The sequence below is a fragment of the Cohnella thermotolerans DSM 17683 genome (assembly GCF_000429825.1).
Taxonomy (GTDB): domain Bacteria; phylum Bacillota; class Bacilli; order Paenibacillales; family Paenibacillaceae; genus Cohnella; species Cohnella thermotolerans.
In genome coordinates, this window is the sequence record NZ_KE386962.1 from 1 (window position 1) to 21215 (window position 21215).

The 21215-nt window shown below is 60.4% G+C and carries 18 protein-coding genes and 1 pseudogene; 17 read left to right on the forward strand and 2 right to left on the reverse strand.

Going from position 1 to position 21215, the window contains the following annotated elements; translation table 11 throughout:
- Window positions 1–164 (forward strand): annotated as a pseudogene (locus tag G485_RS31675) (IS110 family transposase); the annotation flags it as partial.
- A gap of 234 nt (window positions 165–398) precedes the next feature.
- On the opposite strand, the gene G485_RS0122215 reads toward G485_RS31675, so the two are convergent.
- Window positions 399–812 carry a TIGR04086 family membrane protein gene (locus tag G485_RS0122215; RefSeq protein ID WP_027094343.1) on the reverse strand — a complete coding sequence of 138 codons (414 nt, stop codon included), beginning with the start codon at window positions 810–812 and terminating at the stop codon, window positions 399–401.
- Window positions 813–1013: 201 nt separating this feature from the next.
- Here G485_RS0122215 and G485_RS0122220 point away from each other — a divergent pair, with 201 nt between their 5' ends.
- Window positions 1014–1703 (forward strand): DUF421 domain-containing protein, encoded by a 690-nt coding sequence (locus G485_RS0122220; RefSeq protein WP_027094344.1) that lies wholly within the window; start codon window positions 1014–1016, stop codon window positions 1701–1703.
- 3 nt (window positions 1704–1706) lie between these two features.
- Here G485_RS0122220 and G485_RS0122225 read toward each other — a convergent pair whose 3' ends face one another.
- Window positions 1707–3323, reverse strand: coding sequence for a putative polysaccharide biosynthesis protein (locus G485_RS0122225; RefSeq protein ID WP_084423452.1), 1617 nt, complete (start codon window positions 3321–3323; stop codon window positions 1707–1709).
- A 210-nt stretch (window positions 3324–3533) separates the two neighbouring features.
- Between G485_RS0122225 and G485_RS0122230 the strand changes: the two genes are divergently transcribed.
- The 15 genes from G485_RS0122230 to G485_RS0122295 all read left to right on the forward strand — a co-directional run bounded on the left by G485_RS0122230 (window position 3534) and on the right by G485_RS0122295 (window position 21049).
- The gene (locus G485_RS0122230; RefSeq protein WP_027094346.1) at window positions 3534–3806 is read left to right on the forward strand and encodes a post-transcriptional regulator; all 273 of its coding nucleotides are present in this window, start codon (window positions 3534–3536) and stop codon (window positions 3804–3806) included.
- A 161-nt stretch (window positions 3807–3967) separates the two neighbouring features.
- On the forward strand, window positions 3968–5218 hold the full coding sequence (gene secD / locus G485_RS29545; RefSeq protein WP_035157753.1) for a protein translocase subunit SecD: 1251 nt from the start codon (window positions 3968–3970) through the stop codon (window positions 5216–5218).
- Window positions 5208–6116, forward strand: a complete 909-nt coding sequence (gene secF / locus G485_RS29550; protein WP_035157756.1) for a protein translocase subunit SecF — start codon at window positions 5208–5210, stop codon at window positions 6114–6116. Before secD ends, secF begins: the two co-directional genes overlap by 11 nt.
- Before the next feature lie 30 nt (window positions 6117–6146).
- Window positions 6147–7091 (forward strand): cation diffusion facilitator family transporter, encoded by a 945-nt coding sequence (locus G485_RS0122240; protein ID WP_027094347.1) that lies wholly within the window; start codon window positions 6147–6149, stop codon window positions 7089–7091.
- Between the two features lie 142 nt (window positions 7092–7233).
- The gene (gene recJ / locus G485_RS27820; RefSeq protein ID WP_035157758.1) at window positions 7234–9720 is read left to right on the forward strand and encodes a single-stranded-DNA-specific exonuclease RecJ; all 2487 of its coding nucleotides are present in this window, start codon (window positions 7234–7236) and stop codon (window positions 9718–9720) included.
- Between the two features lie 66 nt (window positions 9721–9786).
- Window positions 9787–10305, forward strand: a complete 519-nt coding sequence (locus G485_RS0122250) for an adenine phosphoribosyltransferase (RefSeq protein ID WP_027094348.1) — start codon at window positions 9787–9789, stop codon at window positions 10303–10305.
- 460 nt (window positions 10306–10765) lie between these two features.
- Window positions 10766–12319 carry an efflux RND transporter periplasmic adaptor subunit gene (locus G485_RS0122255; protein WP_027094349.1) on the forward strand — a complete coding sequence of 518 codons (1554 nt, stop codon included), beginning with the start codon at window positions 10766–10768 and terminating at the stop codon, window positions 12317–12319.
- On the forward strand, window positions 12316–13020 hold the full coding sequence (locus G485_RS0122260; protein WP_027094350.1) for an ABC transporter ATP-binding protein: 705 nt from the start codon (window positions 12316–12318) through the stop codon (window positions 13018–13020). Before G485_RS0122255 ends, G485_RS0122260 begins: the two co-directional genes overlap by 4 nt.
- A complete protein-coding gene (locus G485_RS0122265) occupies window positions 13017–14186 on the forward strand; it encodes an ABC transporter permease (RefSeq protein ID WP_027094351.1) in 1170 nt (389 codons plus the stop codon). The genes G485_RS0122260 and G485_RS0122265 overlap by 4 nt, the downstream gene beginning before the upstream one ends.
- A gap of 39 nt (window positions 14187–14225) precedes the next feature.
- Entirely contained in the window at window positions 14226–14909 is a 684-nt protein-coding gene (locus tag G485_RS0122270; RefSeq protein ID WP_027094352.1) for a response regulator transcription factor, read from the forward strand.
- Window positions 14906–16354, forward strand: coding sequence for a sensor histidine kinase (locus tag G485_RS28640; protein ID WP_051318490.1), 1449 nt, complete (start codon window positions 14906–14908; stop codon window positions 16352–16354). The genes G485_RS0122270 and G485_RS28640 overlap by 4 nt, the downstream gene beginning before the upstream one ends.
- 83 nt (window positions 16355–16437) lie before the next feature.
- A complete protein-coding gene (locus G485_RS0122280; RefSeq protein WP_027094353.1) occupies window positions 16438–18630 on the forward strand; it encodes a RelA/SpoT family protein in 2193 nt (730 codons plus the stop codon).
- A gap of 18 nt (window positions 18631–18648) precedes the next feature.
- Window positions 18649–19092 carry a D-aminoacyl-tRNA deacylase gene (gene dtd / locus G485_RS0122285; protein WP_027094354.1) on the forward strand — a complete coding sequence of 148 codons (444 nt, stop codon included), beginning with the start codon at window positions 18649–18651 and terminating at the stop codon, window positions 19090–19092.
- Window positions 19093–19175: 83 nt separating this feature from the next.
- Entirely contained in the window at window positions 19176–19352 is a 177-nt protein-coding gene (locus tag G485_RS30230) for a hypothetical protein (protein ID WP_156922544.1), read from the forward strand.
- A gap of 104 nt (window positions 19353–19456) precedes the next feature.
- Window positions 19457–21049 (forward strand): coproporphyrinogen III oxidase, encoded by a 1593-nt coding sequence (locus G485_RS0122295; protein ID WP_027094355.1) that lies wholly within the window; start codon window positions 19457–19459, stop codon window positions 21047–21049.
- Window positions 21050–21215 lie beyond the last annotated feature (166 nt).

Consider the following 21215-nt stretch of genomic DNA (forward strand, 5'->3'; position numbering starts at 1 on the left):
CTGTATTTGCGAAGTACTTCAGTCTCAAAGCGGCGGAACCGGCCAAGTATGCCGAAAAACGTGCCCTTGCGCTTACAGCTCGTAAATTGGTGCGGTTGGTCGATTATCTGCTGCGAACCAACCGACTTTACGAACCCAGAGAGGTGATCCGACAAAACGCATGACATAGGCCCTTTCATCTAACCGCCTATTTCCTTGATATTTAGGAAATATCTGAAAAATCTAGGTAGGGCGGGTTTAGTTTGGGTTTGCCTTTTTCCGGGTCACCCCCTGAAAAGAGTGCGGTTCATTCAAAATCATTGAATTTAAGGACTTGACATCGTACCGCTGCTCTCATTAATCTCTGTAGCAGTCCTGACCTAGTATACCATAACTCGGAGGAGAAAACGCGGCGCCCCTCATTTGCGCCTGCTCTTGCCGCTCCCTCCCCCCGTATTGACGCCCAGCATGCCGCCGAACGCTCCCGCCAGGCCCGTCGCGGCAAGCAGGAGAGGAATGCGCACCGACCACCCGACATCGTTCGCCAGGAAGCTGGTCAACAGCACCAGCAGCGCATAGAGCAGTCCGGTCGCCATGCCGATGGACCATCCTTTGCGCCCGGACCGGCGTCCGGATACGAAGCCGCCGCACAAGGAAGCGAACCCGTGAATGCCGAACACCCACGGCACTACGTCCTTCTCCGCCATAGAAGTGCTGTACAGCAGCATGGACAGCAGCAGCGTTCCGGCCGCGAGCCAGATGATGGACCACAAAATGCCGGAAAGCATCGGGGAAGCGATGCGAATCCCGGATACTTGAGGAATAGGCTTCATGGAACACACTCTCCATTTCGCAAGGGTTTGTATCAGCCTATGGCGGCAATAGGCAAGCTAGTACCGCTTAAGACGCTTCGTTCGCGAAGAATGCCATTTTTTCCACGCAGGCCGCACCGTATGAGCGGCTTGGGCCAAGGTGACACTAACAGGCGCCGCAACCGTAACGAACAACGAACCGACATGGAGGGTCCGACGGACATGGAGCTGACAGCCACTCTGTTACGCACGGTGTTCATGTATCTCTTCGTGTTTCTCATATTGCGTCTCATGGGCAAGAGGGAGATCGGCAAGCTGTCCGTGTTCGATATGGTCATCTCGATCATGATCGCCGAAATCGCCGTCATCTCCATTGAAGATACAAGCCGGTCGTTATGGGTGACCGTCGGACCGATCGTCGTGCTTATGCTCATTCAGTTGGCCATCTCCAGGCTCACGCTCAAGAACCGGCAAATCCGGCTTTGGTTCGACGGGGAACCGAGCGTGCTCATTCGCGGCGGCAAGCTGAACTGGCGGGAAATGAGGCGGCAGCGCTACAACCTGGACGATTTGCTCACCCAGCTCCGCGAGAACCGAATGGTTCGCATCGCCGACGTCGAGCTGGCCGTACTGGAATCGAACGGCAAGCTGTCCGTCCTTCCGAAGGAGGGCGACTCGCAGGAGCCCAAACGCGAAAAAACGGAGTCGTCTTCGCCCAACTTCCGGTTCGAGCTGCTGCCGATTCCTCTGATCATGGACGGAGCGGTGCAGGACGACGGGCTGGAGAAAATCGGCAAGAACCGCTTCTGGCTGCGCAAGGAACTGCGGCGATACGGGGTTCGGAGTTTCGATCAAGTGTTCTATTGCAGCCTCGACCATAAAGGCAAGCTCTACGTCGACCGCAAAAAATAATCGCTAACGGAACCATCGGCCGATGACGGGAATGCGGGCCGCGTCGAACCGGTCGACCAATCGGAGCCATACGAGCAGCAGCAGGTACACCGCGATGGCTGCGGCGGAAGCCGCCATGAGCTTGACGGCGCCCCCCGGCACGCCTTCGAGGTTCCAGATCCATACCGCGACTGCGCCCGTGACGATGACGGCGGACAACACTTTGAGGAAGTCGGTCGGCAGCAGCCGGAACCCCGTCAGTCTCGTCACGCTAATCCAGTGGAGCAACGTGACGAGCCCCATATTGACCGCGATGGCGACGATGGCGCCGTTTATGCCGAGATCGGGCTTCGACGCGAGCTGGACGATGAGGACGAGCTTGACGATCGCTCCGGCGAAGGTGTTGAACAACGCCGTGCCCGGCCGGTTCAGCGCCTGAAGGGCGGCTTGGAGCGGCGCCTGCATATACAGGAAGACGGCCATCGGCGCGAGCCACCGGAGCATGTCCGCCATGGAGTCGTCCGCGTACAGCAGCGAGCAGATCGGCTGGGCGAGCAGACCCAGCAGCGCCACGAACGGTGCGCCGGTGACGATGGCGAGCCGCATCGATTGGTGGAGCCGCTTCTGGATGCCGGCCCAATCGCCGCGCGCCGCAGCGTCCGACAAGGCGGGGACGAGCGAGACGGCAAGCGAATACGTCAGCGCCCCCGGGAGCAGCAGGAGCGGCATCACCATCCCTTGCAACGCGCCGTATTGCGCGGTAGCCGCCGAGGCCGCAAGGCCGGCCGCCACCAGACTTCGCGAAGTCAAAATGGATTCGAACAGGTAGGACAGCGAGCCGATCAGCCGGCTTCCCGTAACGGGGAGAGCAATGCGCAGCAGCCCTCTGGACAACTGTCGATTCGACTCCTTCATGGCGGCGGATGCGAATCCTTTATCCCTTTTCCCGGCCGCAGGCGGCTTCCCGTCCGCTTCTCCCGCCTTCTCCGCTTCCGCCGGGTCAACGGATTCCCGGCGAATTTGCAGCCAGAGCACGAGCAAGCCCGCGAGCTCCCCCACGGCCATGCCGGCCATCGCGCCGGCCGCGGCGGCTTCAAGCCCTAGGGGGATGAGAAGCGCAGTGAGCGTAAGCGTCAGGGCGATGCGCACGATCGTCTCCGTCGTCTGGGAGAACGCGGTCGGAATCATATTCTGCTTCCCCTGGAAGTAGCCTCTCCAGACGGATGAGACGGCCACCATGGGGAGCACCGGAATCATCGCCAGGAAGGCGGTATGCACCCGCGGATCGGTCATGACGACCGACGATATCCATTCGGCCATCGCCAGGCACGCCGCCGCTGCGGCGAGGCTTGCCGTCACGGCGAACGTCATGGCGATGCGCACGATCCGCTGCACCTCGCCGCTTCGGCCTTGCGAATCCGCTTCCGCGATCATTTTGGCGACGGCCAGCGGCAAACCTCCCGTGATGACGGTCAGAATGACGATCATGAACGGGTAGACGAGCTGGACGAGGCCAACCCCTTCGGCGCCGATGATGCGGGGAAGCGCGATCCGGGGAACGAAGCCGAGCAGCCGGTTCAGCAATCCCGCCGCCAGCAAGATCATGGCGCCTTGTATGAACGATTGTTTCCGTATGGACATGGGCACACCCTCTTCGATTCCCGGTCTATAGTACATGCTTATGCGAAGCCGGCGCGTCTTCATGACAGAGACCTGTCCAGAGAAGCGCGCGCAACCCGACAAAGAATCTCGGCGATAAGAGAGCGAGTCAAGCAGGAATTCGGAGAACCGGCGGAGAAAGGAATAGGACGAACCGGAGGTTACTTGTCTGGGAAGAAGGAGGGCGCGCGCATGTCGGATCACGATTCGGCTCCGGAGCCGGAGCTTGCGGACGAGGACAAGAACCGGATGATCGAGCAGCTATGCGAGAGCAAGGCTGAGGAATTCAGGATGCTCGGGTACGAACAGGTTCGGGGCGCGGACATATGGGAATGTGTCAGCGACAAGTACCTCAAGAAAGGCACGCCTCCGCTGCACGTCATTGTCAATGATATTCTGTCGCTCAAAGTGAACCAGTACATGAACTTCATTACGCTGAACCTTTATCGCGGCGAGAGGCGCTGACGGCGCCGGCAAGCCCGTGTCATAGGCAGTCTGGCGGATGGTCCGCCAGGCTGCCTTCGCTGTTTGCGGACCGTTCCGGCGGGCTTTCGACAAATTGACTTCCATTTTAGCGCGTAGGTATAATAGGAACATTGAGAATCGAAAGGGGACCGCAATACACAATGAGACGATTGCTCGCATTCGTGCTCGTCGTTGTCGTATGTTTCGGGTTGATCGCGTGGACAAGCCCGGGGCTGCTGAATGCGACGAAGCTCGGGCTAGACCTTAAAGGCGGTTTTGAAATCCTTTACGAAGCGCAACCGCTTTCCGGCACGGGGCCGGTAGACAAGAAGTCGCTCCAGCAAACGGCCAAAAGCCTGGAAGAACGCGCGAACAAGCAGGGCGTCGCCGAGCCGGAAGTGACGACCGAAGGCAAAAACCGCATCCGTGTCAAAATCGCCGGAGTAACGAACGAAGCCGAAGTGCGGGAAATGTTGAAAAAGCCGGCCGAACTGCAATTCCGCAGCGCGGAAGGCTGCAAGAGCGAAACGGACTATTGCAAGGTCGAATTGGTCGGCAGCGACTTCGTCGAAGGCGCGGCCAAAGTGGAGTACAACACGCTGAACCAGCCGCTCATTACGATCAAGGTCAAAGACAAGAGCAAGCTCGCTGAAGTGTCCAAACGGCTGATCGGCAAACGTCTGGCCATTTACCTGAACGACGAACTGGAGAGCGATCCGGTCGTTCAGCAGGCGCTGACGGACGGAACGGCTCAAATTTCGGGCCAGCCGACGCCACAGGCCGCCCAGAATCTTGCGGACATCATCAATCTGGGCGCTTTGCCGCTTAAATTGACGGAGAAGTATACGCAAAGCGTCGGCGCCACCCTCGGCCAGAAGTCGCTGGAAGAGACGGCGCTTGCCGGCGCCGTCGCATCGATCGTCATTTTATTGTTCATGCTTATCTTCTATCGCCTTCCGGGCGTTGTGGCCAGCATCTGCCTGATCGTCTTCGTATGGGTTATGCTTGTCGCGTTCTGGCTGATGCACGCCACCGTCACGCTGCCGGGCATCGCCGCATTCATTCTCGGAATCGGCATCGCCGTCGATACGAACATCATTACCGCCGAGCGGATCAAGGACGAGATTCGGAGCGGCAAGAGCGTCGCTTCGTCGCTGCGCGCGGGCAACAAGAACAGCTTCCGCACCGTCATCGACGCGCATATTACGAATATTATCGCTACCGCCGTATTGTATTTCATCGGGCAAGGATCGGTTAGAGGCTTCGCGGTCGTGCAGCTCGCCAGCATTATCGTCAACATTCTGACCAACCTGTTCCTGCCGCGGCTTCTGCTGCAGCTGCTCGTGAAGAGCGGGCGCTTCAGCAAGCCGTCCTACTATGGCGTGAAGGAGAGTGAAATCCGTGCGCTATAATTTCAAAAACTTCAACTTCGTCAAAGCGAGCAAAGGATTTTTCATTCTCTCCATCGTTCTGACGCTGCTCGGCATCCTCTCGCTGTCGATCTTCGGCCTGAATTACGGCATCGACTTCAAATCGGGCTCGTCCGTCGACATTAAAGTGTCGAAGCCGCTCGACGCAGCGAAGGTCCAACAATTTATCGAATCCGAAAATTTCGGGAAGCACACGTTCACTTCGAGCGCGGAGCGGTTTTCGATCCGGTTCGAGAACACGCTCGACGAGCAGCAGCAGTCGAAGCTGGAGTCGGACTTCAAATCGAAGTTCGACGACAAAGCCTCCTTCGAGATCAACATCGTGGACGTCGAGATCGCCCGCGAGCAGGAGACGAACGCGCTGTACGGCATTTTGATCGCGAGCATCGGGATTATTATTTACATCGCGATCCGTTTCGAATGGCGCTTCGCGGTCGCGGCCGTCATTGCGCTGCTGCATGACGCCTTTATCGTCATCACGCTGTTCTCGCTCTTCCGGCTGGAGGTCAATCTCCCGTTCATCATCGCGGTGCTGACGATTATCGGTTATTCGATCAACGACACCGTCGTCATTTTCGACCGGATCCGCGAGAATCTCCGGTTCGCGAAGATCAAATCGAGGGACGATCTGGTCACCCTCGTCAACACGAGCGTAAGCCAGACGCTGACCCGTTCGATCAACACGGTGCTGACGGTCGCCTTCGCCGCGATCTGTTTGTTCGTCTTCGGCAGCGAGTCGATCAAGATGTTCTCGCTCGCGATGATTTTCGGTTTGATCAGCGGCGCCTACTCGTCTATCTTCATTGCGAGTCCGCTGTGGCTGATCCTTCGCAACAAGGCGAAACCGAAAAAAACCGTCAAGGTTCAAAGCGCTCCGTAACATTCATAAGTTTTAGGGGAGGCAAAAGCAATGACGGTATTCCACTCCCACGCCGCGGAACATGGGGCCAGAGTGTCCGTGCTCGGCTTGCTCGGGCTGACGCTGGTCAAAGGGGCGGCCGGATGGCTGACGGGCAGCAAGGCGCTCATCGCGGACGCTTGCCATTCGGCCGCGGATTTCGCGGGCGCAACGACGTCGTATATGGCCATGCGTAGAGTCGGCCATTCTCCCCGCGCTCGTTCGGCCGACGAGCGGCTGCCGTCCGAAGCGGTCGCCGGCATTTTCCTGTCGGCGCTGCTTCTGGTTGCAGGCATCGAGATCGGGCTGAGCTCGCTGCGCAAAATGATCGGAGGCGCCGAAGAATCGCCGGGATGGGGCGCCGTAGCCGTCATTATCGCCGGCATGGCGGTTCGCGAAGGGCTTGTCCGTTATCGGAGAAGACACGAATCGAAGCTGGGCATCCGGACCGATACGCTCCGGATGGAGAACCGGTCCGACATTTTCGCTTCGCTGACCGCTCTGGTCGGCACGGTCGGGGCTATGACGGGGGATCTGCTCGATATGCCCGTGCTGTACGTGCTTGACCCGGCGGCCGGTGTCGTCATCGCCGTGTTCGTTATCCGTTCGGGCTGCCAGCTTGTGTTCAGCCTCGTCCGGGCGAACGATCGGCGCGCATTGAACGAAGTGGACGTGCAGGCCATTCTCGAAGCGGTTCAGCGCGTGGACGGCGTCGTGGCCGTCGACGACCTGAATGCCCGCGAGGAAGGCCATTACGTCGTCGTGGATATGGTCATTCGGGTGAATCCGCGGATCACCGTATTCGAGGGGCACGACGTCGCGATGAGAGTCAAGCGTCAGTTGAAGAAGCGGTTCCTGCACGTGTCCGACGCGAACGTTCACGTGCAGCCTTACGACCCGGGTTACCCGTACAAGTCCAACCATCACGAGGAAGAGATGACGTCTCTCCTTCAGTAATACGGCTAACGATACGCTCCGCCGAGCTGCCGGCGATGCCCCCTGACGACGTCCCGAAGGACGTCCTTCAGGTGAAGCGTCCGGATCGGCGGAGTTGTCGTTTCGGCCTGCCGACAGCGGCTGGAAAGGAGCTCTCTATGGGATGAAGCGAAAGTATCGATGGGAAGTGGGCGAGGCCGACGAGCGGGAAGCGGCGGCGATTGCCGAAGCGCTCAAGCTGCCGCCCCTGATCGCGCGATTGCTGGTCGTTCGGGGATTCCGCACTCCGGCAGCGGTGAAGGCCTTCCTTCAAGAGGAAGAGGACGCCTTCCATGACCCGTTCGCCATGAAGGGAATGGCGGAGGCGGCGGAACGTATCCGCAAGGCGATCCGGGACGGCGAGAAAATACGCGTCTACGGCGATTACGATGCGGACGGCGTGACGTCGACCGCCTTGATGATCCGCTTGCTCAGGCGGCTCGGGGGCGCTTTCGACACCTACATACCTCATCGCAGCAAGGAAGGCTACGGTTTAAATATCGGCGCGATCGACCTGGCCGTCGAAGCGGGCGTTCGCCTGATCGTAACGGTGGACAACGGCATCAGCGCGGTCGAACAAATCGCCTATGCGAAGGAGCGGGGCCTCGACGTCGTGGTCACCGACCATCACGAGCCGCCGGCCGTCCTGCCCGAGGGAGCGATCGCCTTGGTGAACCCGAAGCAGGCTGATTGCGGCTATCCGTTCAAGGGGCTGTCCGGCGCGGGCGTGGCTTTCAAGCTGGCGCACGCCTTGCTCGGGAAGGCGGATCCGTCGCTCGCGGATGTGGCCGCCATCGGGACGGTTGCGGATCTCATGCCGCTCGAAGGCGAGAACCGCGCACTGGTGAAAATGGGGCTAAACGAGATGACGACGCGTCCGTCTCCCGGCGTCCGGGCGCTCGCCGCCGCAAGCGGAACGGAATTCGCCAAGCTGACGAGCGGACGCATCGCCTTCGGGCTGGCGCCGCGGCTCAACGCGGGAGGCCGGCTGGAACGGGCCGATCCCGCCGTGCAGCTGCTCGTCACCGAGGACGAAGCGGAAGCCGAGGCGCTTGCGGAGCGGCTGGACGCGCTGAACCGGGAACGGCAGCAGTTGGTGGACGACACGCTGGCCGAGGCGGAAGCCATGTGGCGCGACAAGCTGGAGGCGCTCGGCGGCCGGATGCCGGAGGCGATCGTGCTCGCGGGCGAAGGCTGGAACGCCGGCATCGCGGGCCTTGTCGCCTCCAAGCTGGTCGAGCGGTATTATCGGCCGACCGTCATATTGGCGTACGAAGCGGGAGCCGAAACCTGCAAAGGGTCGGCCCGCTCAATCGAAGGCTTCGATCTGCACGCGGCACTGACCGGCTGCGCGGAGCTGATGGAGCATTTCGGCGGGCATCAGGCCGCCGCGGGGTTGACGATTCGAATCGACCGGCTGCCGGAACTCGAGCGCAGGCTGTCCGCGATCGCGTCGGAGCGGATCGCCCCGGCAGATTGGCTGCCGAAGCGCAAGGCGGACTTGGTCGGAAGGGCCGCCGATTTGACGCTGGAAGCGGCGGAACTGCTCAAGCGGCTGGAGCCTTTCGGCAACGGCAACCCGACGCCGCGGTTTGTCGTTCGGGGCGCGACGGTCGTCGAGACCAAATTGCTCGGCAAGGAAGGCAAGCATTTGCGGCTTGTGGCCGAAGAGCAGGGGCGCAGATTTGAAGCGGTCGGCTTCGGCATGGGCGAGATGGCGGCATCGCTGGCGGAGGGAACGTCCGTCGATTTGCTGGGCGAGCTGTCGGTGAACGAATGGAACGGCAACAAGCGGGTGCAGTTTATGCTTCAAGATTGGCGGCACCATTCGCTACCCGTGTTCGACCGCCGGGAGGAGCGGCAGTGGCTGCGGGCGATCGAGCGCATGGCGGAAGCGGAGGGCGAATCCCGTCTGCTCGTTCTGTGCGCGTCGCACGCCGCTTGGAACGAAGCGCGGATGTCGCCTGCGCTGGCCTCTTCGGACGCGATCGTCGCCAAATACGGCGAGTGGGAGCGGTCTCCGTCGCTGCTGCGCGGATCGGCGTTGGACGAGATGGCCGTCGCGGCGGCGGGTTCCGCAGCAGCGGTCCTCCCGGCGAAAGCTGCATTTGCCGATGCGGACGGACTGACGCTCGTCCTGGCGGAATTGCCGGACCAGCCCGACGACGCGCTGGCGCTGAACCGGCTGCTCGCATCGGGTTATCCGATCGAGGCCGTACATGTCTTTTCACCGGAAGCGGCGGGGCAATTGTCGGCAGGCGCCGGCCGGCCAAGGTTTCCGGACCGCGAGCAATTCGGCCGGGTGTACGCCCTGTTCCGCCGTCAGGGTTCCTGGATCGACGCCCCGGACGGCTTTCTCCGCCAGGCGGCGGAGGCGACCGGCTTGCCGTTGTCCGTCGTGCGGATGATGCAGGAAGTGTTTGAGGAGCTTGGGTTTCTGACCGTCGAGCGCTCGGACGTTCGCGTCGTCAGCCAACCCGCGCGCAAAGAGCTGGATCAATCGCGGCGCTACCGCAAAGCGAAGGAACGTTTCGAACTGGCGGCGCTGTCCGCGTTGAACGCGTCGGAACTGAAGCTATGGATTCATAAGCAGCTGAAGACGCAAACATAGTCATCGCTTCGGCGAAAGTGTATAATGCTACTCATAATGCGATAATGGAGAGGGGCCTAAAGAGGCATGAGCTTCAATTTCAAAGATTACATTCGGGTCATTCCCGACTTTCCGCAACCGGGCATCCGGTTTAAAGACATTACGACGCTGCTCAAGGACGGGCAAGCGTACCGCGCTGCAATAGACGCGCTCAAAGAGTCCGTCAGCGATCTGCAAATCGATGTCGTGGCGGGCCCTGAAGCGCGCGGGTTCGTCATCGGCGCGCCTCTCGCCCTCGCGCTCGGCGTCGGCTTCGTGCCGATCCGCAAAAGCGGCAAGCTGCCGGGCGAGACCGTGGAGGCCGCCTACGACCTGGAATACGGCAAGGACAAGCTCGCCGTTCACAAGGACGCCATCCAGCCGGGACAGCGCGTGCTCATCGCGGACGACCTGCTCGCAACCGGCGGCACGATCGCGACGACGTCGCAGCTGCTCCGCCAGCTTGGCGGCGACATCGTCGGCGCCGCGTTCCTGATCGAGCTCGGTTACCTGAACGGCCGCGAGAAGCTGCCGGGACTGGAAATCCGCTCACTCGTTACCTATTAAAGTTTCGCCTGGCGTATCAAAGCCCGGGGCCTCGTTGCCTCGGGCCATTTCTTTTTTTGCGGCCCTCCATGCCGCTGGGCTTTCGCTGTCTCTTTTCGCCAAGCGTCCCATTATCCCCATGTCTCAGTGCCGCCTAACGAAGTGCCGCATGCAACGTATTGTACGGCCGCAGGCGGGGTGTCTTCCGATCTTTATGAAGTTTGACGAATCCTGATTGATAGGGATAATGGGATGCTCTTGGGAGAAAGAGCTCTATCCCGATTCTGACCGAAAGGGATAGCGGTACGAGGTCGGGAGAGGGGACGATGCGCCGATGAAGTGCCGGGAAGCGAAGCGGCGTCCAGAATTCGCCAGTTTAATCTGGCATTAAGGCGACGTTCATCGTCCGTTCATTTATGAATGCTAGTATCCAGTTATTATTGGTTACATAGCTGTCATAGAATCGGGAGGTTCTCGGGAAATGAAGAAAAGGCTGAAGAAATGGATCGTGTGGATCGTGGTCATCTGCCTGGTCGGAGGGGGCGGAGGCTTCGGCTACTGGTGGTTTACGAAGGATGACAAGGTGGCGGCAGCGGCCTCCTTCACCCAAACAAGGGTAACGAAGGGAACGATCACCGAATCCGTATCGGGCACAGGTACGGTTGAGGCCAGCGAGACGGAGACGGTTAAAGTGTCCGAGAACTCGACCGTTGCGGAAGTCAAAGTCGAGAAAAATTCGGAAGTGAAGAAAGGACAGGTTCTGGCGACGTTCGAAGGCGAAGACGTCAGCTTGAACCTCAGCAAAGCCAAGCTGAATCTGGAGCAGCAGCAAATGCAGCTGGAGCAGGCGCAGGAAAAGTGGAAAAGCCTGCAAATTTCCGGCGCATCCGATTCGGAATTGGAAGACGCCCAGATGAGCATCAAGACGGCGCAATTGAACATTAAGCAGACGCAGCTTGAAATCGAGGATTACGAGGAGAAGGCCAAAGCGCCCGATCCGATTGTCGCTCCGATCGACGGTACGGTTACGGCGGTCAACATTAAAGCCGGGGACGACGTGTCGCCCCAACTGGAAGCTTTTACGATCGTCAATTACAATAAGCTCGATATGACGATTTCGGCGGACGAGCTGGATATCACGAAGCTGAAAGTCGGGCAGTCCGCGAATATTACGCTGGATGCGCTGAGCGACCGGAAGATTACCGGCAAAGTAACCGAGATTTCGAAGGACGGCACCTCCTCCAACGGCGTCTCGACGTTTCCGGTGACGGTGACGCTCGATCAGACGGACAACGTTCTTCCCGGGATGAACGGGGATGTGGAGATTGTGATCCAATCCAAAGAAAATGCGCTCATGGTGCCGATTGAAGCCGTTCAGCAGATGGGGACGAGGTACTTCGTTCGCGTGCCGAACGACGGCAGTTCTTCCGGCGCGGCAACCGGCGGTTCGTCCGGCCAAGCGGCCGAAGCCGCCCAGGGTACGGAGACGGATAAGAGCGCGTCGGGCGCAGGGGGCAACCAGGCAGCCGAAGGGGGGCAGCAAGGAGCCGGAGCGCGGCAAGGGGCAAGCACGCAGCAAGGCGCAGCGCATGCTTCTGGCGCAACGACAGGCCAGGCGCCGCAAGGCGGCCAAATGCCGCAGGGAGGCTTCCAGGGCGGCGGTCAAGGCGGTTACCAGCGGGGCGGCAGTGGCGGATATTCGCAAAGCGGCTATGCCGGGGCGCGCAGGCAACGGACGAATCAGACGGCGAACGCCGACTTTAAGCTGCAGGAAATTACGGTCGGCATCACGACGGATTCGATGGTGGAAGTCGTCTCCGGCTTGAGCGAAGGCCAAACGGTTCTCATTCCGGTCGCCGCTGCGTCGACATCCAATACGCGGCAGCAATTCGGCATGGGCGGCTTCGGTATGGGAGGCGGCGCCTTCATAGGCGGCGGCATGGGAGGCGGCTTCCAGGGCGGCGGCGGAAACTTCCGCGAAAGCAACCGCTCGAGCGGCGCCACAACGACCAGCAACGGTGGTGGGCGCGGATGAGCGAATTCAAGCGCGAACCGCTGATCGAGGTCGAGAACGTCTTTAAACAATATACGCTGGCCGGGGAGACGTTGAATGCGCTGGACGGCATTTCGCTGACGGTGTACAAAGGCGATTTCATGGCGATTATCGGACCGTCCGGCTCCGGCAAATCGACGCTGATGAACGTGCTTGGCTGCTTGGATACGCCCACGAGCGGCCGTTACGTACTCGACGGCGCGGAAGTCGAGAAGCTCAGCGAGAACAAGCTGGCGACGATTCGCAATACGAAGATCGGCTTCATCTTCCAAAGCTTTCATTTGCTGCCCCGGCTTCGCGCCATCGAGAACGTCGAGCTCCCTCTCATCTACAGAGGGATGGGGGCCAAAGAGCGGCGCGCGCTCGCGAAGGAAGCGATGGAGAAGGTGGGACTTGCGGAGCGCATGTTCCACCTGCCCAACCAATTGTCGGGCGGGCAGCAGCAGCGCGTCGCGATCGCGCGGGCGCTCGCCGGGTCGCCCCCTCTGCTGCTGGCCGACGAACCGACCGGCGCGCTCGACAGCAAGACGAGCCGCGACGTGATCGGGCTGCTTAAGCAATTGAACGCGGAAGGCAATACGATTGTGCTGATTACCCACGATCCCAAGGTTGCGGAACAAGCGAAGAGAGTCGTTCGCATTCAGGACGGCAAGCTGTCCGAAGAGAGGAGCGAGGCTTCGTGAAGCTGCTTCAAGGCATCAAAATGGCCTGGTTCAGCGTACGCTCGCAGCCGATGCGCACGCTGCTGACCGTGCTCGGCATTATGATCGGCGTCGCCTCGGTCACGATTATGGTCGCGATCGGCAACGGAACGGCCGAGCAAGTCAAAAGCCAGATGCAAGGGCTCGGCACCAACATGCTGACCGCCAACGTCATCGGGCGCGGAGCCGTGACAAGCATCAAGCTCGACGACGTGAAAGATTTGGTCGACATCGACGGCGTCGCCGCCTACGCCCCGGACATCACCGGCAGCGTAACCGCCAAGTATGGCACGAACACGTATACCGCTTCGGTCGAAGCGACGACGGCCGCGTTTGCGGACGTGCGCGAGTATAAGGTGGAGCAAGGAAGGTTTATTATGGATATCGACGGCACCTTCAAGCAGAAGGTCGCCGTCATCGGATCGGAGATCGTCTCCGAGCTGAAGATGACGAATCCGATCGGCAGCAAGATCGTGCTGAACGGCACCCCTTACAAGATCGTCGGCGTGTTGGCTTCCAAAGGGAGCTCTTCGGCCGGCTCGAACGACAACAAGGTGATCGTGCCGATTCAGACCGCCCGCGTCGTGTTGAAGACCGACGCCATTCGCACCATATACGTGCAGGTGGCGGACTCGAAGCAGGTCGATCGGGTGCAAGCGATGCTGGAAGCGAAGCTCCAATCGTTTTTCCGCAACGACGAGAACAGCTATACGGTATTTAACCAGCAGGATCTGCTCGACACGATCACGTCGGTATCCACGTCCATGTCGACGATGCTGACGTATGTGGCCGGCATCTCGCTGCTCGTCGGCGGCATCGGCATTATGAACATGATGCTCGTGTCGGTGACGGAGCGGACCCGCGAGATCGGCATCCGTAAGTCGCTTGGGGCGAAACAGCGCGACATTCTGTTCCAATTCCTTGTGGAAGCCTCCATGATCGGCGGCTTGGGCGGACTGATCGGCGTCATCGTCGGCGCGAGCGGCTCCTCGTTCGCGGGCAAGCTGATGAATTCGCCGGCCGCTCCTTCGGTCGACATCATGGTGCTCGCTTTGTTATTCTCGATGGGCGTAGGCGTTCTGTTCGGGTTCATTCCGGCCCGCCGGGCGTCGAAGCTCAATCCGGTGGAAGCTTTGCGCTACCAGTAAGCCGGTGAAATCCATTTCCGTAAAGGAGTGCGGGCGCTCATGGCCGTTGCCAATATTCTAATCATCGAAGATGATCCTTATATCAGCGACCTGATCGGTCTGTACCTGAAGCGGGAAGGCTTTCAATATTCGGCCGCGAGCGACGGAGAGGACGGGGTCGAACAGTTCCTCTCCGCCCCGCCGGATCTCGTCATTCTCGATCTGATGCTGCCGGGCTTCGACGGCTGGACCGTCTGCAGGCGGATCCGGGCCGAGCGGTCGACGCCGATCATTATTTTGACGGGCAAGGGCGAGAGCTACGACAAGCTGAAGGGCTTCGAGCTCGGAGCGGACGATTACCTGGTGAAGCCGTTCGACCCGAAGGAGCTGCTGGCCCGCATTAAGGCCGTACTGCGCCGGACGAAGCCGGGCTTCGCCCGGGATCCGGTTAGGCTGCCCGATCTGGTCATCGACTTGGACCGTTACGTCGTGCAATGCGGCGGCGCCGAATTGACGCTTCCTCCGAAGGAGATGGAACTGCTGCACGCGCTCGCGTCGATGCCGAACCGGGTGCAGACAAGGGAGCAGCTGCTGGACCGGGTGTGGGGGTTCGACTTCGAAGGCGATCCGCGAACGGTGGACGTGCATATTAAGCGAATTCGGGAGAAAATCGGTTCGTCGGCGCATTACCGCATCGAGACGATACGGGGCGTCGGCTACAAATTCGAGGTGAGCGGAGCATGATCCGGTGGAACGGCATCACCGTCAAGCTGCTGCTCGCCTTTTTCGCCGTTTTGCTCATCTCTTTCGCCGTCACGTCGGCCATCTCCGTCTGGTTCGTCAGCTCCGCCCTCGGCCATCGGAACTTCAAATTCGAAGAAGAGCAGTTGAACGTGGCCGCGGCCTTGATCCGCAGCTCCTATCGGGAGAGGTGGGACGAGGATATGCTCCGCTCCGCGCTGCAGATGGCGAGCGGACCGATGAACCGCACGATCTACGTGCTGGACCGCAGCGGGAGGGTGCTGCTGAAAGCGGGCAACCCGAATTCGCCGCTGCCTCTGCCGTCCGTCTCGGAGGAGCCGCTCACGGACGTGCTCCGGAAAGGCAAAACCGTCGTCGCCCAGCCGATCGGGGAAAGCGGTTCCGCCAGACTGTCCGCCGCTCCCGTCAGCGGCTCGAACCGGATCGGTGCCAAAGCCGTCGTTATCGTCTCCCGCGAATTCAAGCGGGAGTTCGGCCTGTTCACGGGACTTTTCCGCAACATTATGATCTCGACCCTTGTCACCGCTTGCATCATCGTCTTCTTCGTCTCCGGCCGAATGACGGCCCGGCTCCGCAGAATGAAGGACGCGGCGCAGCTGATCGCCAAGGGGCGGTTCGACGTAAGCTTGAACGTCAAGCCCAAGGACGAGATCGGCGAGCTCGCCGAGTCGCTGAATCATATGTCGCGGGAGCTGGCCAGTCTGGACCAGATGCGCCGGGAGTTTCTCGCCAACGTCTCGCACGATTTGCGGTCTCCGCTGACGTCGATCGGCGGGTACGTGGAAGCGATGATCGACGGCGCCGTTCCCGACGACCGAAGGGACGAATACCTCAGGCTCATTCGCGAGCAGACGCAGCGGATGAACCGGCTCGTCAACGATCTGCTCGAGGTGGCGCGAATGGAGGCGGGGCAGATCGACATCTCTCCCGTTCCGTACAACCTTACGGAATGGGTTCGCCGGCTGCTCGCCGCGCTCGACCCCGAATTCACCAAGCGGGCGCTGCGCTTCGAGCTGACCGGCGATCCGGAAGACGTCTGGGTGCTGGCCGACCCGCACCGGATCGATCAAGTGCTGTCCAACCTGCTGCTGAACGCGATTCAGTTTTCCCCGAACGGCAGGTCGATCGAGGTGTCCATCGAACGCCGGGGCAAAAACGCCGTCGTCAGCGTTCGCGACGAGGGCGTCGGCATCGCCAAGGAAAACATCGACCGAATCTGGCAGCGGTTCTACAAATCCGACAAGGCCCGTTCCGCCCACGCAGGCAGCGGACTCGGCTTGGCGATCGTGCAGCACGTGCTGGCGAGGCACGGCACCTCTGCGACCGTCGAGAGCGCCCCCGGCAAAGGCTCGCGCTTTGCGTTCGCGCTTCCGCTCGCCAGTCCGCCCGCCGGTTCCCGTACGCAGCTTCCCAGGCCGATCGGTTGACGATTCCCGTCGCCTAGAGGCATAATGAAAGGAATACTTCATGGGAACCGGCGGCGCCTACCGCCTATGGAAAGGAACTTGGCATGGGCATGGAGCAACTGCTCGAGAAAGCTTCGAACTATATGAAAAACCAGGATTTGCAGCGAATCCGCGAAGCCTACGAATATGCGGAGGAAGCGCACCGCGGACAGCTGCGCAAATCCGGCGAACCTTATATCCTGCATCCGCTCGCGGTTGCCGAAATATTGGTCAATATGCAGATGGATGTCGTCACGGTGATGGCGGCGCTGCTGCACGACGTCGTGGAAGATACGAACGTCACGGTCGACGACGTCCGGGAGCGGTTCGGCGAGACGATCGCCGGGCTCGTCGACGGGCTGACGAAGCTGGAGAAGATTCATTTCCGCTCCAAGGAGGAGCAGCAGAACGAGAACTACCGCAAAATGTTCCTGGCGATGGCCAACGACATTCGCGTCATCCTCATCAAGCTCGCCGATCGGCTTCATAACATGCGGACGCTCAAGTTCCAATCCGAGGAGAGCCAGCGCCGCATCGCGCACGAGACGCTCGAGATCTACTGCCCGATCGCGCACCGGCTCGGGATCAGCGCCATCAAGTGGGAGATGGAGGACATCGCCCTTCGGTTTCTCAATCCCCAGCAATATTACCGCATCGCCAATTTGATGAAGAAGAAGCGGACGGAGCGCGAGCAGTACATCAGCGACGTCATCGCCAAAATCCGCGAGAAGCTCGAGGAGATGGGCATTCAGGGAGACATCTCCGGCAGGCCGAAGCATATTTTCAGCGTCTACAAGAAGATGACGACGAAGAACAAGCAGTTCAACGAAATCTACGACCTGCTCGCCATCCGGATTCTCGTCGACAACGTCAAAGACTGCTACGCGACGCTGGGCATCATCCATACGCTGTGGAAGCCGATGCCGGGCCGTTTCAAGGACTATATCGCCATGCCGAAGGCGAACATGTACCAGTCGCTCCATACGACGGTGGTCGGACCGACGGGCGAGCCGACCGAAGTGCAAATCCGCACCTGGGAGATGCACCGGACGAGCGAATACGGGATCGCGGCGCACTGGGCCTACAAGGAAGGCAAGGATACGGGCGTCGTCCAAGGCTCGTTCGGGGACAAAATGAACTGGTTTCGGGAAATTATCGAGCTGCAGCAGGAGACCCGGGACGCGGCGGAGTTCATGGAATCGCTGAAAATGGACTTTTTCACCGACCTCGTCTTCGTTTTCACGCCCAAGGGCGAGGTGTTCGAGCTGCCGGCGGGTTCGGTTCCGCTCGACTTCGCCTACCGGGTCCACACCGAGGTCGGCAACCGCACGATCGGTGCGAAGGTGAACGGCCGCATCGTTCCGCTGGACCATAAGCTGAAGACCGGCGATATCGTCGAAATTTTGACCTCCAAGCATTCCTACGGCCCGAGCCAGGACTGGCTCAAGATCGCCCAGTCGTCCCACGCCCGCAGCAAGATCCGGCAGTGGTTCAAGAAGGAGAAGCGCGAGGAGAACGTCCAGAAGGGCTGGGAATCGCTCGAACGCGAGCTGCGCCGGATCGGACTGGAGCCTTCCGAATGGATGACGGACGACAAGCTGATCGAGGTCGCGCGCAAATTTACGTTCAACGACGTCGAGGACATGATGTCCGCCATCGGCTTCGGCGGCATCACGGCGGCGCAAATTTGCACCCGGCTGACGGAGAAGCTGCGCAAGGAAGCCGAGGAAGCCCAGCAAATCCAGCTGTCCTCGGAAGTCATCAAGGAAGTGAAGCCGGCTCCTCCGGAGCGGAAGAGCCGGCCCTCCAACGGCGTGAAGGTCAAGGGAGTCGAGAATTTGCTCGTCCGGTTCGCCCGCTGCTGCAACCCCGTTCCGGGAGACGACATCATCGGCTACATTACGCGCGGACGCGGCGTGTCGGTGCACCGGACCGACTGTCCGAACATTCCCCAGGCGACGGAAGGGGAAGAAGCGGAGCGCGTCATCGAGGTCGAGTGGGAGGAATCGTGCGAAGCGAATTACAGCGTCGAGATCGAGATTCTCGGCCATGACCGGCGCGGCCTCCTGAACGAAGTGCTGCAGGCGGTGTCGGAGAGCAAGACGAACATCGCCGCCGTATCGGGCCGGTCGGACCGCAACAAGGTCGCGGTCATGCATTTGACGATTCTCATCCGCAACAAGGACCACCTGCAATCGGTCGTCGAGAAGATCAAGCGGGTCAAGGATATTTTCTCCGTCCAGCGGATGATGCAATAGAGAGAGGTTGACGTCAAAGTGAGAGTTGTGCTGCAACGCGTATCGAAGGCCAGCGTAACCGTGGACGGCGCGGTCGTCGGCGAGATCGGGGCAGGGCTGCTGCTCTTGGTCGGCATCGGGCAGGAGGATGAGGAGAAGGATCTCGCCTGGATGGCGGACAAGGTGGCGGGGCTGCGCATTTTCGAAGACGGGGACGGGAAAATGAACCTGTCCGTGGAGGACGTCGGGGGAGCCGTTCTGTCGGTGTCGCAATTTACATTGTACGGCGATTGCCGGAAGGGCAGACGCCCGAACTTTATGGCGGCGGCGCGGCCGGAGCAAGCTTCGGATCTGTACGACCGCTTTAACGCTTTGCTGCGGGCCAAAGGGCTTACGGTCGCGACCGGGACGTTCGGCGCGATGATGGAAGTGTCGCTCGTGAACGACGGCCCCGTGACGCTTATATTGGACAGCCCCGCTTGAGCCGCGCCGCTTCCGCGGATTGAACCGCCGCCCGGATGGCAACACTACATGTCGATCCCTTGATTTGGAAAGGAAGACGGCAGATGAGGCAATCCGGCAAGGAAGCGAAGCTTCAGCGGGCGATGAAGGACGGAGCGCCGGTCGAACGGCGGGAAGCGCTGGCCATGCGGGCCGGCGCCGAATTCGCGGACGAGTTCGAGCCGGACGCCCGAACGGGGAGCGCGTACGGCCGCAGGCATCCGCCGGTCGGGCGGGGCTGACGGCGGCGCATCGGGCGGGCTTGCGGGGTGCAGAGAGACCGAAGCGGCAAGCCCGTCCCGCGAATCCGCGCCTGCGTTCATGGAACGGGAGGAGATACGGTATGATGCATATTCATCTATCGGCGACCGACGCGGTATTGGAACGGTCGCTTTGTCACATTGTTCCGCTCTTTTACGACAATCCGAAGGTGACGTTCTCCGACAAGGAGGAGCCGGAAGCGGACGCAAACATCGTCCTGAACATCGATGAGGGGGCGGATTCCGTCCGAATCGGCGCCGAGCTTCGGATTCGCGCCGCCGAGATGGCGGCGGCGGGCTTGGCGACTGCGCCTGCCGGTGCGCCGCCGGTGGTCGGGGCCGGCCGGGAACGCCGGGTCGTCCACGAGACGGCCTATCCGGCGGGAGCCCCCTACGAAGAGCGCCGCAAGCTGCTGCGGCAGACCGCTTCCCGGGCGTTGGTGGACCTGCTGCAGCACGAGACGGGCATTGTGCAGCCGTGGGGAGTGCTCACGGGCGTTCGTCCGACGAAGCTGATGCACGAAGGGCTTCGCGCCGGACGGCCGCGGGAAGAGGTGCGCCGCGCGCTGCGGGAAGATTACCTCGTCTCCGAAGCGAAGATTTCGCTTATGGAGCGGATTGTGGACCGCCAGCTGCAAGCGCTGCCCGATTTGTACGACCTCCGCAACGAAGTGAGCGTGTATATCGGCATTCCTTTTTGCCCGACCAAATGTGCTTACTGCACGTTTCCCGCATACGATATTAACGGCCGCCAAGGCTCGGTGAACGGCTTCCTGTACGGCCTGCACGAGGAAATCCGCGTCATCGGCAAGTGGCTGCGCGACCATGGCGTTCGCGTGACGACGATTTACTACGGAGGCGGAACGCCGACGAGCATTACGGCAAGCGAGATGGACGCGCTGTATGCGGAAATGGCCGCTTCGTTCCCGGATCTGGACACGGTGCGGGAGATCACCGTGGAAGCGGGACGGCCGGACACGATTACGCCGGAGAAGCTGGCCGTTCTGAACAGATGGAACATCGACCGGATCAGCATCAATCCGCAATCCTACATTCAGGAGACGCTCGATTTGATCGGCCGGCATCATTCCGTGGAAGAGACGATCGAGAAGTTTTGGCTGTCGCGCGAGAACGGCATGAACAACATCAACATGGACCTGATCATCGGCCTGCCGGGAGAGGGGCCCGACGAATTCAGGCATACGCTGGCGGAGACGGCGAAGCTGATGCCCGAATCGCTCACCGTACACACGCTCTCCTTCAAGAGAGCGTCTGAGATGACCCAGCACCGCGGGGAAGCGAAATACAAGGTGGCGACGCGCGAGGAGATCGGCGAGATGATGGACGAAGCGGTGCGTTGGACGGAAGCGCGCGGTTATGCCCCCTATTATTTGTATAGGCAAAAAAATATTCTCGGCAACTTGGAGAACGTCGGCTATTCGTTCCCCGGCAAGGAGAGCCTGTACAACATTCTTATCATCGAGGAGATGCAGTCGATCGTCGGCCTCGGCTGCGGAGCGACGAGCAAATGGGTCGATCCGCTGACGGGCGCCATTACCCGTCTCGCCAATCCGAAGGAGCCGAAAGCTTATATCGACACGTACGAGAAGTCGATCGAGGCCAAGCTGGAGGCGCTGGAGAAATGGAACGAGTCGCGGCTGAAGGCGACGGCCGGATAAGCGCTTCCTTTTTTGTAATACAACTGTAATCTCGTTTTCATAGTTCCTTAAAAGAAAGTCTTTATTATACAAGTTGACCCCCTTTTTTCAATATATAAACATGAACCTGCCGGATTTGTCGGCAGGTTATTTTCTTATTACGGCCCGAGGGCCGTTTTTTTGTGCC

Coding starts and splice junctions, on each gene's coding strand:
- G485_RS0122215 (WP_027094343.1), bottom strand. CDS start 812: ATGAAGCCTATTCCTCAAGTATCCGGGATTCGCATCGCTTCCCCGATG.
- G485_RS0122220 (WP_027094344.1), top strand. CDS start 1,014: ATGGAGCTGACAGCCACTCTGTTACGCACGGTGTTCATGTATCTCTTC.
- G485_RS0122225 (WP_084423452.1), bottom strand. CDS start 3,323: ATGTCCATACGGAAACAATCGTTCATACAAGGCGCCATGATCTTGCTG.
- G485_RS0122230 (WP_027094346.1), top strand. CDS start 3,534: ATGTCGGATCACGATTCGGCTCCGGAGCCGGAGCTTGCGGACGAGGAC.
- secD (WP_035157753.1), top strand. CDS start 3,968: ATGAGACGATTGCTCGCATTCGTGCTCGTCGTTGTCGTATGTTTCGGG.
- G485_RS0122240 (WP_027094347.1), top strand. CDS start 6,147: ATGACGGTATTCCACTCCCACGCCGCGGAACATGGGGCCAGAGTGTCC.
- recJ (WP_035157758.1), top strand. CDS start 7,234: ATGAAGCGAAAGTATCGATGGGAAGTGGGCGAGGCCGACGAGCGGGAA.
- G485_RS0122250 (WP_027094348.1), top strand. CDS start 9,787: ATGAGCTTCAATTTCAAAGATTACATTCGGGTCATTCCCGACTTTCCG.
- G485_RS0122255 (WP_027094349.1), top strand. CDS start 10,766: ATGAAGAAAAGGCTGAAGAAATGGATCGTGTGGATCGTGGTCATCTGC.
- G485_RS0122260 (WP_027094350.1), top strand. CDS start 12,316: ATGAGCGAATTCAAGCGCGAACCGCTGATCGAGGTCGAGAACGTCTTT.
- G485_RS0122270 (WP_027094352.1), top strand. CDS start 14,226: ATGGCCGTTGCCAATATTCTAATCATCGAAGATGATCCTTATATCAGC.
- G485_RS28640 (WP_051318490.1), top strand. CDS start 14,906: ATGATCCGGTGGAACGGCATCACCGTCAAGCTGCTGCTCGCCTTTTTC.
- G485_RS0122280 (WP_027094353.1), top strand. CDS start 16,438: ATGGGCATGGAGCAACTGCTCGAGAAAGCTTCGAACTATATGAAAAAC.
- G485_RS30230 (WP_156922544.1), top strand. CDS start 19,176: ATGAGGCAATCCGGCAAGGAAGCGAAGCTTCAGCGGGCGATGAAGGAC.
- G485_RS0122295 (WP_027094355.1), top strand. CDS start 19,457: ATGCATATTCATCTATCGGCGACCGACGCGGTATTGGAACGGTCGCTT.